Genomic DNA, 14,876 nt, shown 5'->3' with positions numbered 1-14,876 from the left:
CTACTTCATAATGCCTATTATGCCTACTTCATAAAGATCTTTGGTAAGAGCAGACTGATGGAAGGGAAGTAGGTAATGAGCAGTAAAGCGATTAGAGAAGCAATTAAGAAGCCCCAGTTCGCCTTCACTATTCTTTCAATGGGCAACTTGGTCATACTGGAAGCAACAAACAGGTTCACACCCAGGGGCGGTGTAATCATACCAATGGCCAGGTTTACCACCATTAGCAAACCGAAGTGGATGGGATCAATTCCCATTTGGACAACTACCGGGTAGAAGATGGGCGCCAAAATAATTATCGCCGCGTTGGTTTCCATAAAGGTACCAACAATCAGCAACATTATATTAATTAACAACAACAAAACATACTTGTTCCCGGCAATCTCAAGCATCATACTGGCTACCTGGTTGGGGATCATCTCACGGGTCAAAATCAAGCCAAAGACGGCCGCGGTGGAAATTATTAACAGCACTATGGCCGAGCTAATGGATGAACGGGAAATGATTTGAAAAACTTCCTTCCAGGTGAGTTCTTTATAAACAAACACGCCAACAATAATGGCGTAAACTACCGCCACGTTTGCCGCCTCTGTAGGCGTAAACACACCCCCGTAAATGCCGCCCAAAATTATGACCGGCATTAACAGCGCAAGAGCCGCCTCTTTAAAAGCAACGAGCAGTTCTTTTAACGATACTGTTTGCCTTTCGACATAGCCATTTCTTTTTGCCACCACGTAGGTAACAGCCATTAAGCACAAACCAATTAAAATACCCGGCAAAAACCCCGCCAAGAACAAAGAACCAATCGAAACACCTGTCACTACTCCAAACGTTACCATGGGAATGCTGGGTGGTATAATGACGCCAATATAACCAGATGTAGCCTGAACGGCGGTAGCAAAACCCTCATCATACTTTGCCTTAATCATGGCTGGAATCATAATGGAACCAATTGCCGCCACCGTAGCCGGACCGGAACCGGAAATGGCTGCAAAGAACATCGAAGCCAGAATAGTTACCATCCCCAGGCCGCCGGGGAGGGAACCCACCAGCTTGCTGGCAAAATTAATCAGACGGCGGGAAATACCGCCTTTCTCCATCAAATTACCGGCAATCATGAAAAAGGGTACTGCCATAATGGGAAAAGTATCAACCGCTGTAAACATCTTCTGGGCTACAACGTGAACGGGAACAGAATGCGTTACCCAGATATAAATAACGGAAGATAAAATCAGGCTATATGCAATGGGTACGTTTAATAGAACAAGGATGGCAAAGCAGAGAAATATTAGCCAACCCACTCTTTATCCTCCTTGAACTTAACGTTCAAAAATTTTTCATGTTGCGGTAGTAAGCTAAGGTAAAGCAGATGGCCATGTAAATTATCCCAACTGGTAAAGCCAGATAGGGTATAACCATTGGTATGGCCATAGCTGGCGAAACCTGACCGGTTTTAATCTGGTAATTAACTATTACCCACGAATAGTTGACCAGGACCAGGGAGGTGGCCATAACAACTAGATAAGTTAAGGTTAAAAATAACTTGCTAGACCTGGACCCAAAAAGTTTCACAAAAAATTCGACACCAATATGAGCATTATTGGCCGCAGCTAAACCGGCACCGATAAAGGTGGCCCATACCATCAGGTAGCGCGCTAATTCTTCTGACCACGGCAAAGAACCCTTAATAACAAAGCGGAAAACCACCTGCAAAAAAACCACAACAGTCATTGCCGACAACAGCAACCCGGCAAAAAAGGAACCGCTCTCCTTGATAACCTTCTCTATCTTGTCCAGCATAAACCCACCCACCTCTAAACAGTGGTATTAAAATATGATCGAGTAGGAGGGGGCACGGAGACCGTGCCCCGCCACTACTTTTGCCTAGTTAATTCATACCCAAATTATTTATAGCTTTTGACTTTTTCAATTACATCTTTGCCAATTTCAGCTTCAAACATCTGGTATACCGGCGACATGGCTTCGCGCCACTCATTAATGTCGACATCAATTACCTGCATGCCGCGGGACTTGAGCTTTTCTTTTAGCTCGGAGTCGGCCTTCTGAACGAGTCCCCGCTCGTAATCTCTCGCTTCAATGGCAGCACTCCTAATTTTATCCTGCAAATCAGCGGGTATGGAGTCCCATTTTTGCTTGCTAATCAATAGCGGTGCCGGGGCATAGAAGTGACCGGTCATGGAGAGATATTTCTGAACCTCATAAAACTTCGATGTTTCAATCTGAGCCAGCGGGTTTTCCTGACCATCAACAGTCTTTTGCTGTAAGGCGGTAAACAATTCGCCAAAAGCCATGGGCGTGGGGTCGGCACCTAGAACCCGGAATGATTCCATGTGCACTTTATTCTCCATGGTACGAATTTTTAAGCCTTTAACATCAGAGGGGTGCACTACGGGGCGGACGGAGTTGGTTAAATGGCGGAATCCATTTTCCCAATAGGCCAGACCCACAATACCCTTTTCTTCCAGTGACTTGAGCAGTTCCTGACCAAATTCACTGTCCAACGTTTTGTAAGCATGTTCCCGGGTCTCAAAGATATAGGGCAGGTCGAAGACCATGAACTTCTTGGTAAATCCCATCAAAGGTGCGGTGGAAACCAAGGCCATATCCACCGTACCCATTTGCAAGCCTTCAATCATTTCTCGCTCATTACCCAGTTGAGAGCTATGGAAAACTTCTACCTTGACCTTACCCTGGGTCTTCTGGTCTACCAGCTCAGCAAACTTCTCCAGCCCCAAATTATAGGGATGGTCTGGTGCTAATACGTGACCTACTTTCAGCGTGATGGGACCGCTGTCACTGCTTTTTGCTGCGTCCGTCTTACCGCCAGTATTGGCACCGCCGCAACCTGTCAAAGTCAGCGCCAACAAGGCCAGCACTAATAGCGGGGCAATTAGCTTCTTATGCTTACGCATAACTATTCCTCCTTGTCTTTTTATTTATTCAGCTCGGCCAGGAACTTTTCCACTTCTTCCCGGCTCATGGGGTAAACGTGTTCAGGACCGGGGAAATTTTTCTCCTTAACGTCGGCAACATAAGCTTCCAAGGCCTTTACTATTTCTGCATTCAAATTGGCATACTTCTTAACAAATTTGGGTGTAAAGCGATCGAAAAAGCCCAGCATATCATGGACGATCAGGCACTGACCGGCACCATAGACACCGGAACCCAAGCTGATGATAGGTACTTTCACTGTTTCAACAATTACTTTGTTAACTTCCGGCGGCACAGCTTCCACCAGGATACTGAAGCAGCCGGCGGCTTCTAAGGCTTTGGCATCCTCAACCAGCTTAAGTGCCGACTCGGCAGTTCTCCCTTGAGCCTTAAAACCACCCAGCTGTGAAATTGACTGCGGCGTTAAGCCAATGTGTCCCATCACAGGAATGGTGGCTTTAACTATAGCCGCAATGGTTTCCGCCATCTCCCGGCCGCCTTCTAATTTGATCGCGTCCACCCCTGCCTCGGCCATGAGGCGGCCGGCGTTACGGATCGCCTCGTCCTTGTTCACCTGGTAGGTCATGTAGGGCATATCGCCTACAATGAAGGCCGTTGGTGCACCCCGGCGCACGGCCTGGGCATGGCGAATGATCATATCCAGGGTTACCGGCAAGGTAGTATCAAGACCGTACACCGTCATGCCCATGGAATCGCCCACCAGGATAATATCCACCCCGGCTTTTTCTTCTAACAAAGCCATGGGGTAATCATAGGCTGTCAACATGGTAATGGGCTCGCCTTTCTCGTATTTGGCATACAGGTCGGGGATCATAATTTTTTTACGCATTCTGCTACCTCCTGTTGAAATGAGTTGTTCCGTAAAGTATTCTGTTTCGTGCAGTTTGCTGGCTGATTAATAACAGGTTTTTCCCACCCCCCTCGAAAAGTAAACCTGCCAGAGCCCATTTTCATTCACGGTGGCGGCGATGGATCACCATGATGGACTCCCAACTAACTCTTACGTTCTGGCACATAACCCAGCTGACGCGAAATGGCAGCGGCTACTTTTTGCAACAAAGCTATCAGTTTCCCGTCAGGTGAAGCCAGCTTGGCTTTTATCCTGTGCGCTGCACCCGACACGCTCATGGCGGCCACTATCTTTTGGTTCTGACCAAAAATGGGTACTGCTACGCAGATTAAACCTTCTTCTAATTCTTCATCATCTACGGCATAACCCTGATGATAAACCTGTTGCAAATGTGCTTTTAGTTGTTCTTTATCTGTTATGGTTTTCGGGGTACGCCGCTCCAACACCAGCTGTGCCAGTAAATCGACCCGTTCGGCCTCCTCCAGAAAAGCGAGCAAAACTTTACCTACTGCTGTACAGTATAAGGGCAGACGTTTGCCGACCAGTGAATAAGTAACCATAGCCCCTGGCGGCTCGTATTTTTCAACATAGATGCCCTCAATGCCCTCCCTAACGACAACATGTACAGTTTCATTTAACGTTTCGGCCAATTCCTTTAAAAAGGGCATCGCCACCCGCCGCAGGTCCATGTTCTTCATGACAATGGCACCCAATTCAAAAAGCCTGATGCCTAAACGGTATACCCCGGCACCTGTGTCGTATTCCAGGTAACCATGGTCCAATAATGTGACCAGAAAACGGTGCAGGGTACTGCGGTTGAAACCGGTAATCTTTTGCAGTTCGGCAAAGGAAAGCTCCGGCCGGTCCAGCCGGAAGGCATTAAGAATCGAAATGGTTTTTTCAACAGATTGATTAGTATAACTCCGCTTTCCTGACCTCTGCCCTGATTTCATATACGATACCTCTTGTCTTTGTCTCATTATTTGAGATAGATAATCACATATTGAACATAGGAGGTGTTTCGACAAAAATTCGGTTTTTCCTGCTGAATAAACAAAAAAATGTCTCGAGTTAAAAAAATTTTTCTCTTCGAATTGACGCAATAATTTTTGAACTAATTGCAATCGGGTAAAAAAGAAAATCCGGGAAATAACCTCCCGGAATAAAACCGTAAGCATGGCTGAGCGCATTGAGCGCTAAAACGCCGCCTGGGAGCGGGTGGATAGAAATTTTGCTCTGGCTGACACGCCCAGCATCTTCAAAAACTTAGAAAGCTGGACGCGTAAAGACTACGCATGCGCCCCTGGAAGCAGTGAAAGCGCGGACTTTTCCTGCGTCTTTACGCCAGGCGAAAAACGCTCACCGCAACATTAAGGTTTTCCGCCCGCCTGGCCAGCTCCTGTGCCAACTGGGATGTCTGCTGGACGGCGTTTTCAATGTCCGGGGCGGCACTGCCGAGTTGCTGGCTGCTCCTGTTGAACTGCTCGACAATCTGAGCCACATCGCGGATGGCCCGCAGGGTTCCGGCCACCTGCTCCAGGATCTGGCGCAACCTGTTCTCCGTGCCTTCCATGGACTCCACCCCCCGCTGCATCGCTCTGGTGGACTCCTCCATTACTTGTACGGCCTGCCGGGTATCCTGCTGTATGGACCGCACCAGCCCGTCTATCTCCCGGGCCGCCCTGGCGCTTCCCTCGGCCAGTTTCCTCACCTCTTCGGCCACCACGGCAAAGCCGCGCCCGTGCTCGCCGGCCCTGGCCGCCTCGATGGCGGCGTTCAAAGCCAGGAGGTTGGTCTGGTCGGCAATGCCGGCAATGGCCTCGGTAATGGTTCCAATCTGTGCCGATCGTTCACCCAGCACCTGCATAAGATCGCTGTTCTGCCGGAAGATGCGGGCAACTTCTTCCACCCGAGCCGTGGCCTCCTCCAACGCCTTGATACCTTCCGTGGCCGCCACCTCCACCTGCCCGGCCGTGCCGGCCACCCGCTCGCTGCTGGCGGCAGCCTGTTCGGCAGCGGCGGAAATCTGGGCGGCCGTGGCGGCCATGTTTTGCGCAGCCGCGCTTGCCTGTTGTGTGCTGGCAGCCAGCTCCTGGCTCTGGGCGGCCAGTTCGGTCGCCGTTTCGGCCACCTTGGCCACCAGGGTGCGGAGCTGCTCGATCATCCGGTTGAACGCGCCGGCCAGCCGGCCCATTTCGTCACTGCGCCGCACGTCCACCATACGGTTAAGCTCCCCCGCGGCGGCCGCTGCCGCGGCAGCGGCCAGTGTACCGGCCGCCCGCGCCACCCGGTTGGCCAGCCACAGGCAAATAATCCCCCCCGCCACCAGACCGGTAAGGGTGAAGAGGACGGCTGCGGTCCGGGCAGGCTTAACCCTGGCTAGCACCCGTTCCTGCAGCGCAGCTATTTCGTTGGCGCGCTTGGCCTGGTAATTTTTTATGGCCGCAAACATTTCCTCCGCCAAGTCCTTTCCCTGCTCCCGGGCCGCTTTCAGCGCCTCCTCGCGGTTTCCCGCGCGGGCCGGCATCATCACCTGCTCCCGCACGAAATCGTCGTAACGGCGGCAGGCCTCGATCATTTGCCTCACCAGCACCCTGTTTTCTTCCCGGCGGGTAATGCTCAAAAGGTGCTCCAGCGTTTTAGCCTGCTCGCCGGTGGCGTTTTCCCACTGCTCGTAATAGGCGGGGGTGCCGTAAAGGAGGTAGCCGCGCGCCGAAGCGCTCTTCTGGTAGCCCAGCTCGGCAATTTTTGAGGCCAGCTGGGCCCTCTCGTTGACAGTTTCTACCTCTATTAAATCGGCCATGCTCTGGTTCACCAGGTAAATGACCAGCCCGCAAACCAGCACCGCAAAAAGGGCGGCCACGGCAAAGCCGCTTAAAAACTGTGCCCGCAGTCCCTTAAACAACCTCCATCCCTCCCGGTTTTGCTTGTTTTTAATGGTTGCCGGCTTATAACGTTGGCGCCTCTTCCAACGCTCCCTCCTCCACCGCCCGAGCAAACTTCTGGGCCACCTCCGGGTCGAACTGGGATTTCCCGCAGCGCCGCAGCTCCTCAAGGGCGGCTGAAAGGGAAAGGGCCCGGCGGTAGGGCCGGTCCACAATCATGGCGTCAAAGGCGTCGGCCACACTGACAATGCGGGCAAGGAAGGGAATTTTTTCGCCCTTCAGGCCCGCCGGATAGCCGGCTCCGTCGTAGCGCTCGTGGTGGTGCAGCACGATCTCGATTACCGGCGCGGGAAGGGAAAAGGGCACCAGAATCCCCACCCCGTGCTGCGGGTGTCTTTTCACCTCCTCCCACTCTTCCGGCGTCAGGGGGCCTTCTTTGGTGAGAATTTCGGGGGGGACGCACACCTTGCCTATGTCGTGGAGTACGGCTCCAATGCGCAGCATCCGTGCCTCGTCAGGGGAGAGGCCCATCTCCCGGGCGATTATTTGCGTGTACCTAACCACCCGCTCGGAGTGATGATAGGTGTACTGGTCCCGCATGTGGAGAAAAAGAAGATTTGTGCGCACGGCCACCAGCAGGGCTTCCCGCTGGTCCCCCTGCATGGCCTGCTTGATCTCGGAGAGGGCGCTGTGGTAAAGCTCTACCCGGTTGCGGGTTCCCAGCTTGGCCGCATAGAGGGCCTCGTCGGCTGCTTTAATTAAAAGACCCGCCGAGTCCGTCCCCGCAGAGGTGGTGTCGGCCACCCCGATGGAGGCGGTCAGGCAGCGCCCGGGCAGCACCTCCCTCCCCGGAAAGGGATGCGCGGCGATTTCCCGGCGCAGCCGTTCGGCAAGCTGGTAGGCGCTGGCCCCGTCGGTACCGGGTAAAACCACGGCAAACTCGTCGCCGCCGTACCTGGCCACCAGGTCCTGCGCGCGTACGTTCTTTTCCAGAAACCGGGCAAATTCCTGCAGGAGCCTGTCGCCGGCGGGGTGACCCAGGGTATCGTTGTAGATTTTAAAGTGGTCCAGGTCGAGCATCAAAAAGGCGAGGGGCTGGTTTTCGTTCCGGGCTTTTTTCACCAATACCTCAAGGTGTTCCATCAGCGCCCCGTGGTTCAACAGCCTGGTGAGGGGATCACGCCGGGCCATCTCTTTTAAGGCGGCTTTTTCCTGCTCGGCCTTCTGCCGCTCCCTCCACTGGGCCGTGACGTCCCTCAACACGGCCACGCCGCCCCGCACCCGGTTCCACTGGTCCTTCAAGAGGATGACGTCCACGGAAAAACACTTCGGACACCCGTCGGCAGTCTGCCACAGCACTTCCCGCCCGATCACCTCTTCGCCCCTCCTGATGCGGCGGGCCAGAAGCGCCCCCGTCGGCCCCGCAGCTTCCAGGGGAAGACCGGTGAGTTCCCCGGAGGTTTTCCCCGCCAACCCGGCAAAGACCGGGTTGACCAGGGCTATCCTGCCCTGCCGGTCGCCCACCAGCACGGCGTTGCGGGTGCACCTGACCACCAGTCGGTTTAATTCCATCTGGCGTGAAAGCCATATCCACAACAGGCCCACCACGGCCCCGCTCAGTAAAAATGCAGCCCCGCTGGTGGCCGCCACCACGCCGAAGAGGCGCCGGAAATCCTTCTCGACAAGGGCAACCTCCTCTTCAAGCCTGAGGCGCTGGAAGGCGTCGTTTTCCCGGGCCAGTTCCGCCAGTTCCCCACGGACCGGAGCCCGAGCCCCCGGATGCCGGGAAAGGAACCGGTCCACCACTTCGGCCAGGCGGCGGGAGAGTTCCCGGCCCCGGGGGGTGTGGGTCAACTCCGCCAGGCGCCCGGCGTAAGACCGCAGCCGGGCTTCTTCTTCCGGCAGCAGGGTGCTCCGGGAGGCGAGCTCCACCAGCCGAGCTGACAGAGTCAGCTTCTCCAGCCTCTCGCCGAAGTTTTTTTCCGTTTGACCGAAGGCGAGGTGGAAAAAGACAAGCTGGAAGGACCAGATGGCCAGCACCCCAAGTAGGGCTCCCAGCACCAGCTTTGCCCGCGGGAAATCCCCGGAAGCCATTACCCCCGCTCCTTTCCCCATGGATTGTGATGGCCGTGTAAGATTATAAGTAGACAAACGGCAGGCGAGAAGATTTTTCAGAACAAGATACCTGCTGGATTTTGATACAGCCGATTGTGAATGTGCTATTTATCACATACCCAGCATGTGATATAATAAGCATTTTGTCAAAGCCTCAAAAAGGTGAAGGCAACAATTTGAGCTGCTAGGATGCAAAATATTTGAAATAACCTTTTAATATTTTCTAATTTCACGTGAAAAAGATAAAAAAACCGGGGACACCCCGGTTTTCCATGATTACATACAATCCAAAGGACAATAAAGAACCTTTTCAAAGCAACAAAAAGAGGTTGCCGGGAACGGGCCGGCTTACGCCTCGGACTGCCGCTCCACCCGGTCCACCAATCGCCTGGCCACCGCCAGGACCTGCTGGGCCGCGGAGGCTATCTCCTGGGTGGAAGCCGACAGCTCCTCCGCCGAAGCCGAAATCTCCTGTGCCGAAGCTGAGGTTTCCTCCGCTACCGCACTGATGTTCTGAACCCGATTAAGCACGACGTCCTTGGCCTTCACGGTGTCATCCACCTGGCGATAGGTCTCTTCAATCATGGGTGTCATGGCCGTTACCGATTCCAGGATGTCGTCGAAGGACTTGATTGTGTTCTCCACATTCTCCAGTTGAGCAACTACCTTCCTGTTCACTTCCTCCGAAGTGTTGACCACTTCGCCGGTTTCCAGGGCTATGGTGCCCAGCAAAACCTTGATCCTTTCCGAAGACGCCCGGGACTGCTCGGCCAGCTCGCGGACCTCATCCGCCACCACTGCGAAACCGCGGCCGGCTTCCCCCGCACGCGCCGCTTCGATAGCCGCATTCAGGGCCAAAAGGTTTGTCTGGTCCGCTATTCCATTGATCACCTCCAGGATCTCGCCCACCTGGTCGACTGAGCCGCGCAGGTTCGTCAGTTTCTCGGTAACCAGCTTGAAAGATTCGCGCACGCTCTTGATGGATGCAACCAGAACATCCAGCTCTTTCTTGCCCACACCGGCCAGTTTGGAAGTTTCTTCGCTGTTTACCCTGACCCGGCCGAGTTCGGTGTAAACCTTCTCCAGGCTGGAAGTTATATTTTCTATGAGACCGAGTATCTCCTGCAGGTGACCCGCCTGCTCCGAAGCCCCGGCAGCCACCTGCTGGATAGCCCTGGCCACCTCTCCGGAAGAAGAGGCAATTTCCTCCGATGCTGCGCTCAAAGTTTCTGAATTGCTTGCCAGGTCTTCAGCATCTTTTTTGAGACCTGCCAGCAGGGAGGAGGTAATTGCTCTGGCTGTTACAAAGGTTACGACCAGGGTAAGCAGGATTATTATGAGGGACACAACCAGCATAGTATGCTTTAAGCCCGCCGTTCTCTCCAGCACCTCGGCAGTGGGAGCGGTCACCGCTATGGACCAGCCGGTGCTCTTAATGGGGGCGTAAGACATGATATACCTCTGGTTTTCAAGAGTGTATTCCGCCGTGCCCTCTTCTCCCCCGGTCATTCTGGAAACAGCAGACGCCAGACCGGCCAGAGACTGGTCGGATTTGGCCCGCTCCAGGACGTTTTCCTGGGACTTGACTTTATCTATTTCCCTGTGGGCAATAATCCTGCCCGTGCCGTCCACGGCGAAGGCGAAGCCCGAACGTCCGTAAGTAATGTTTCCCACCAGCTGGCTGAGCTTTGTCGCATCCATTACGCCAATAAGCACACCGGTTATCTCATTGGTAGCGTAGTGGCGTATGGGAGTGGCAAAAACAAACACCACCGAATTGTCAACCCTGCTGACAATGGTGCTGGAGACGACCGTCTTCCCCCCCAGGGCAGCCTTGAAATACTCCCGGTCGGCCAGGTTGGCCTTGCTGCCATCGGGGTACACGGCATTGCCTTCCCTGTCGATGATGCCGAACCGCTTGAACCCCAGGCTTTCTCCCCTTTTCTGCTCATCGCGGAGGGCCGCCATCTTCTCCTTCAAAGTGGCGTCCTTGTCCCCCGACCGGCCGCGGATAACAAAACGGGTGGCTATACCTTCCACTATGTATATCCGCGCCTGGAGGCGGCTTTCTATGGTCTCGGCAGCCTGCCTGGCCAGTTTCAACATGGCCTCTCTGGCTTCGTTCTCCAGGGCGTTTTCGGCGCGGTTTTTACTTACATAGGCCAGCACCAGACAACCAGCCAGCACAATCAACCCGAACAAAGCAGTCATCCTGACGAGCAAACTTCCTCCAAGTTTCAGCCTCATCCTGTCGGGGTCGACCACGTCCAAATTCCCTTATGCGGTCGACCGCACCCCCTTTCTTTCTTAATCTTTATCATTGATTTTTTGCGGCAGCCACGGATGACCGGTATAAAATTCAATAAAATCACCCGCCCAACCGGCAACCCGGCCATCACCTCCCAAAGATTTGTCTTCTCTTTGCAGGTTTAGCCTTTTTCAGGAACCCCCGCGACTACCAAACTTATTCCAGCTTGTTCTCTAACAACCGGCAAATTTCCTTCACTATCAGCAAAAAAGATAAAAATTCGACATACAAATCAGGACAATTCGCCAAATAAGAAAAAGGGCTTTGCACCGAGCCCCTTTTCTTATCTCCTTTAATTCATATGGTCCGTTTACAGGGCAATGCCGTTGCCCCGGAAATGGAGTTGTGACCTGAACTCACCCGCCGAAGGCTTACCCGCCGGTGCTGCTGTACGCAGGCGCCCAGGGTTTCTGGAACACCATTTTGTTGTAGGCATGCTGGGCGGCGAGTTCCGTCAGCGCGTATTTTGCCTTGGCCAGATTGACCTCCGCCGTCAATACATCAGCTCTGGTTGCCAGACCCAACCGGAACATGATCTGTTTTTGCTTGAGCTCCTCCTGGGCCGTAGCTGCCGCCTGTTCCGCGGATTTGTACGATTCTTCTAAGCTTTTCAAGGTGTGGTACAGCTCGCGCACCTGCATCTCCACGGCATCTCTTGCGCTCTGGGCATCCACTTCGGCCTGCTCCATTTCCGCCTGCCGGGCATCGTAGGGAGTGTATTGCCCCCTGGCAAACATCAGGTCGGTCGTGTATTTCTTCTGGGTGACCTCCTGTTCAGCCAGCCACACGGACGGGCTGCTTTCCAGTACCCGGTTCACCTCGGTGTTCAGGTTTGCCACCTGCAGCGGATAAAACTCCAGCTTATCAACCAGAACCGGCCGGTCGTCGGGATGCAATCCCACCAGCTGATTCAATTTTACACAGGCATTATCCAGTTCATTTTGCGCTGCCGCCAGTTCGCTTTCTGCTTTAGCGACATCCGCCCCGGCCTGTTCCAGCCCTTTAATGGCCGCCACCGTCCCGCCTACCGAACTGCTCTGCGACTTACCGGTCAAGCCCAGCCGGTATGCCGATTGGGACTTCTGCAGCTCCAGGCGGGCCAGCTCCAGGGCCAGTTCTTTTACCTTTACATTTTCCTGGGCCTTCAATACATTCCAGTACAGCTGGCATACGGCCAGGGCTATGCCATCGAGCCGGGCGTCATAACTTTTTTTAGACATGCGCCAGGTCAGGTCCGCCTGCAACAAAGAATACCACGCCGCTTCCACCTGCGGGTCGTAACCGCTGCCCCCCGTGGGGGTGAAGTCAAGCTGGTCCGATGCTTCATCACGCAGCGCTTCAGTACGTTTTATTTCCAGTTCTGCTTTTTTAAGCGCCTTATTTTGTGTGATAGCCATCTCTATGGCCTTGTTCAACGAAAGCTCGGGCCAGGTGGGTTCCCCGGCCATTGCAGGCTGCAGCACGTTTAAAAAGGCCAGAGCTGCCATGAAAATTGACAAAATCCATTTTTTCATAACTTTACCTCCCATCGCCACTAGATACCATGTCGCATTCAGTGACACCAACAGAGGATGAAAGTAGCCGCCGTTTTGCACGAAGCGACCCAGCACTCACCGTAACCGGGTTCTCTAATAGTAACTGTTAACCATACGCGGCTTTAGTTCTGCGCAGGTACCTGGAACCGGTGAGTGCTGGGGAACGGAGCGAGCGCGTGCAAACGGCAGGCAAGTGCTATTTTCGGAACAGTTTCTACCTCTCGAAGCGGAGTGCTTCGATCGGGTCCAAACCTGCCGCCTTTTTAGCAGGGTAATAGCCAAAGAAAATTCCAACTGCTGCTGAAAAACCTGCGGATAACAATATAGAAGACACTGTAACAAACGTCGGCCACCCGAAAGCTTTTGAGATTATTTTGGACCCGGCGATCCCGACGAGAATTCCTGCAATTCCTCCTATCAAACAGAGAACCAGGGATTCCACCAGGAACTGGTTGCGGATATTGCTTTCCGTAGCCCCCACGGCCATGCGCAGGCCAATCTCCCTTGTCCTCTCCGTAACGGAAACCAGCATAATATTCATGGTTCCTATACCGCCCACTAGAAGGGACACGGCCGCCACACTGGCCAGGAGCAGGGTCATAACGGCAGTGGTGCTTTCAGCGGTTTCAAGGACGGAAGTTAAATTGCGCACGTTAAAGTCGTCGGAACTGGTACCGACCAGGCGATGCCTCTGTCGCAGCAGGTTTTCTATGCTGCTCTGTACGAAATTCATACTCTCCGGCGTTTCGGCCTGAACATTGATCAGGCGGACATAATTTACACCCATCAACCTTTTCTGAGCCGCACTTACCGGTATGTATACAACATTATCCTGATCCTGACCGGTCAGGGAAGCGCCCTTGGGGGCAAGAACCCCCACGACGGTAAAGGGTAATCTATTTATCCTGATCGTTGAACCCACCGGATTGGTGCCGGGCAGGTAAAGGTTGTCAACCACCGTTTTGCCCAGAACCGCCACCATGGCAGCACTTCTTACGTCATCTCCGGTAAAAAATGACCCCGCGCTGACAGGCCAATCTTTTATCATCTGCATTTCCGGGGTGGTGCCGACAACCTGGGCGGTCCAGGTCTGGCTGGCGTAACCTATGGTGGCGTTGGTACTCAACTCCGGTGCCACATGGGCCACCATGCTTAGCCCGGCTATGGCTTCAGCGTCTTCCAGGGTAAGGGTGTTGACACTCCCCGAGGCCCCGCGCACGGGTCCCTGCCCGGCCCCTGGGAAAACTATAAGCAGGTTTGAGCCCATGCTGGCAATCTGGCCGGCAATCTTTTTACTGGCGCCCTGCCCCACGGAGATCATGATTATGACTGCAGCAACACCAATGATGATGCCGAGCATTGTCAGGAAAGATCTCATTTTATTTGCCCTCAAGCCGTTTATTGCCACTTCTAAATTATGTATAAAATTCAACTTAACGCCTCCCTTTCTTCCGGAATGGCTGCCAGATCCTCGGCGGCGTTCCTCGGGTTCGACACCGGGGTATCGCCCAAAACACGGCCGTCCTTCACATTAATCAGGCGGCGGCAGTACAGGGCGATGTCTTTTTCATGGGTGACCATCACCACAGTGATGCCTTTTTCGATATTCAATTTCTGAATTACCGAAATAATTTCTATGCTTGTCCTTGAATCAAGGGCACCCGTAGGTTCGTCCGCCAGGATTAAAGAAGGGTTGTTTACCAGGGCCCGGGCGATGGCGACTCTTTGCTGCTGGCCTCCCGACAACTGACCGGGATAGTGATCTGCATATTTTGACAACCCGACCCAGTCCAGGGCCTCTTTTGCCCTGTCCGCCATCTCTTTCTTCCCCACCCCGGCATAGACCAGCGGCAATTGAACATTGGCCAGTACCGGAAATCTTCCCAGCAGGTTGAAATTTTGAAAGACAAAGCCAATCCTTTTGTTGCGGACAAGGGCCAGCTGGTTCTTGTTCAGCCGGGAAACATCCTCGCCACCCAGGTAATAGGTTCCCCCGGTGGGCCTGTCCAGGCAGCCCAGAATGTTGAGGAGAGTGCTCTTGCCCGAACCGGAAGGACCCATGACGGCAACCATTTCGCCCTCCCGGATGGTCAGGCTGATACCCTTTAAGGCAAAGACCTGGGTTTCCCCCATGCTATATACTTTTTTGATGTTTTCCAGCACGATTGCCGTTTTCCCGGCCATACCGCATCACCATCCGAAGCTGTTTT

General features: G+C 53.7%; 11 protein-coding genes. All 11 read right to left on the bottom strand.

Annotated features, from left to right (window positions below; translation table 11 throughout):
* Window positions 1-23: 23 nt before the first annotated feature.
* Complete coding sequence (locus tag BUA65_RS02730; protein ID WP_072867239.1) at window positions 24-1,301, bottom strand: TRAP transporter large permease; 1,278 nt, start codon at window positions 1,299-1,301, stop codon at window positions 24-26.
* Between the two features lie 25 nt (window positions 1,302-1,326).
* Window positions 1,327-1,800, bottom strand: a complete 474-nt coding sequence (locus BUA65_RS02725; protein ID WP_072867238.1) for a TRAP transporter small permease — start codon at window positions 1,798-1,800, stop codon at window positions 1,327-1,329.
* Window positions 1,801-1,904: 104 nt separating this feature from the next.
* Entirely contained in the window at window positions 1,905-2,933 is a 1,029-nt protein-coding gene (locus tag BUA65_RS02720) for a TRAP transporter substrate-binding protein (RefSeq protein WP_072867237.1), read from the bottom strand.
* Between the two features lie 20 nt (window positions 2,934-2,953).
* Window positions 2,954-3,802: a 3-methyl-2-oxobutanoate hydroxymethyltransferase gene (gene panB / locus BUA65_RS02715; RefSeq protein WP_072867236.1), complete on the bottom strand. Its 849-nt coding sequence runs from the start codon at window positions 3,800-3,802 to the stop codon at window positions 2,954-2,956.
* A 164-nt stretch (window positions 3,803-3,966) separates the two neighbouring features.
* Window positions 3,967-5,013, bottom strand: coding sequence for an IclR family transcriptional regulator (locus BUA65_RS02710; RefSeq protein WP_084061992.1), 1,047 nt, complete (start codon window positions 5,011-5,013; stop codon window positions 3,967-3,969).
* Between the two features lie 149 nt (window positions 5,014-5,162).
* Window positions 5,163-6,728, bottom strand: coding sequence for a methyl-accepting chemotaxis protein (locus BUA65_RS02705; protein WP_072867234.1), 1,566 nt, complete (start codon window positions 6,726-6,728; stop codon window positions 5,163-5,165).
* A 43-nt stretch (window positions 6,729-6,771) separates the two neighbouring features.
* Window positions 6,772-8,802, bottom strand: coding sequence for a sensor domain-containing diguanylate cyclase/phosphohydrolase (locus tag BUA65_RS02700; RefSeq protein WP_072867233.1), 2,031 nt, complete (start codon window positions 8,800-8,802; stop codon window positions 6,772-6,774).
* Window positions 8,803-9,171: 369 nt separating this feature from the next.
* Window positions 9,172-11,046: a methyl-accepting chemotaxis protein gene (locus BUA65_RS02695; protein ID WP_207543839.1), complete on the bottom strand. Its 1,875-nt coding sequence runs from the start codon at window positions 11,044-11,046 to the stop codon at window positions 9,172-9,174.
* Window positions 11,047-11,502: 456 nt separating this feature from the next.
* Window positions 11,503-12,645, bottom strand: a complete 1,143-nt coding sequence (locus tag BUA65_RS02690) for a TolC family protein (protein ID WP_072867232.1) — start codon at window positions 12,643-12,645, stop codon at window positions 11,503-11,505.
* Between the two features lie 235 nt (window positions 12,646-12,880).
* Window positions 12,881-14,098: an ABC transporter permease gene (locus BUA65_RS02685; RefSeq protein ID WP_072867231.1), complete on the bottom strand. Its 1,218-nt coding sequence runs from the start codon at window positions 14,096-14,098 to the stop codon at window positions 12,881-12,883.
* Window positions 14,095-14,850 (bottom strand): ABC transporter ATP-binding protein, encoded by a 756-nt coding sequence (locus BUA65_RS02680; RefSeq protein ID WP_072867230.1) that lies wholly within the window; start codon window positions 14,848-14,850, stop codon window positions 14,095-14,097. The genes BUA65_RS02685 and BUA65_RS02680 overlap by 4 nt, the downstream gene beginning before the upstream one ends.
* Window positions 14,851-14,876 lie beyond the last annotated feature (26 nt).

The sequence above is a fragment of the Desulfofundulus thermosubterraneus DSM 16057 genome (genome assembly GCF_900142025.1).
Lineage (GTDB): Bacteria > Bacillota > Desulfotomaculia > Desulfotomaculales > Desulfovirgulaceae > Desulfofundulus > Desulfofundulus thermosubterraneus.
The sequence above is the reverse complement of the archived record's forward strand: the minus strand, read 5'-3'. Positions and strand labels throughout refer to the sequence as shown.

Excerpts from the sequence above, each read along its gene's own strand:
- BUA65_RS02725 (WP_072867238.1), bottom strand. The coding sequence starts at position 1,800 with ATGCTGGACAAGATAGAGAAGGTTATCAAGGAGAGCGGTTCCTTTTTT.
- BUA65_RS02720 (WP_072867237.1), bottom strand. The coding sequence starts at position 2,933 with ATGCGTAAGCATAAGAAGCTAATTGCCCCGCTATTAGTGCTGGCCTTG.
- panB (WP_072867236.1), bottom strand. The coding sequence starts at position 3,802 with ATGCGTAAAAAAATTATGATCCCCGACCTGTATGCCAAATACGAGAAA.
- BUA65_RS02710 (WP_084061992.1), bottom strand. The coding sequence starts at position 5,013 with ATGCGCTCAGCCATGCTTACGGTTTTATTCCGGGAGGTTATTTCCCGG.
- BUA65_RS02700 (WP_072867233.1), bottom strand. The coding sequence starts at position 8,802 with ATGGCTTCCGGGGATTTCCCGCGGGCAAAGCTGGTGCTGGGAGCCCTA.
- BUA65_RS02690 (WP_072867232.1), bottom strand. The coding sequence starts at position 12,645 with ATGAAAAAATGGATTTTGTCAATTTTCATGGCAGCTCTGGCCTTTTTA.
- BUA65_RS02680 (WP_072867230.1), bottom strand. The coding sequence starts at position 14,850 with ATGGCCGGGAAAACGGCAATCGTGCTGGAAAACATCAAAAAAGTATAT.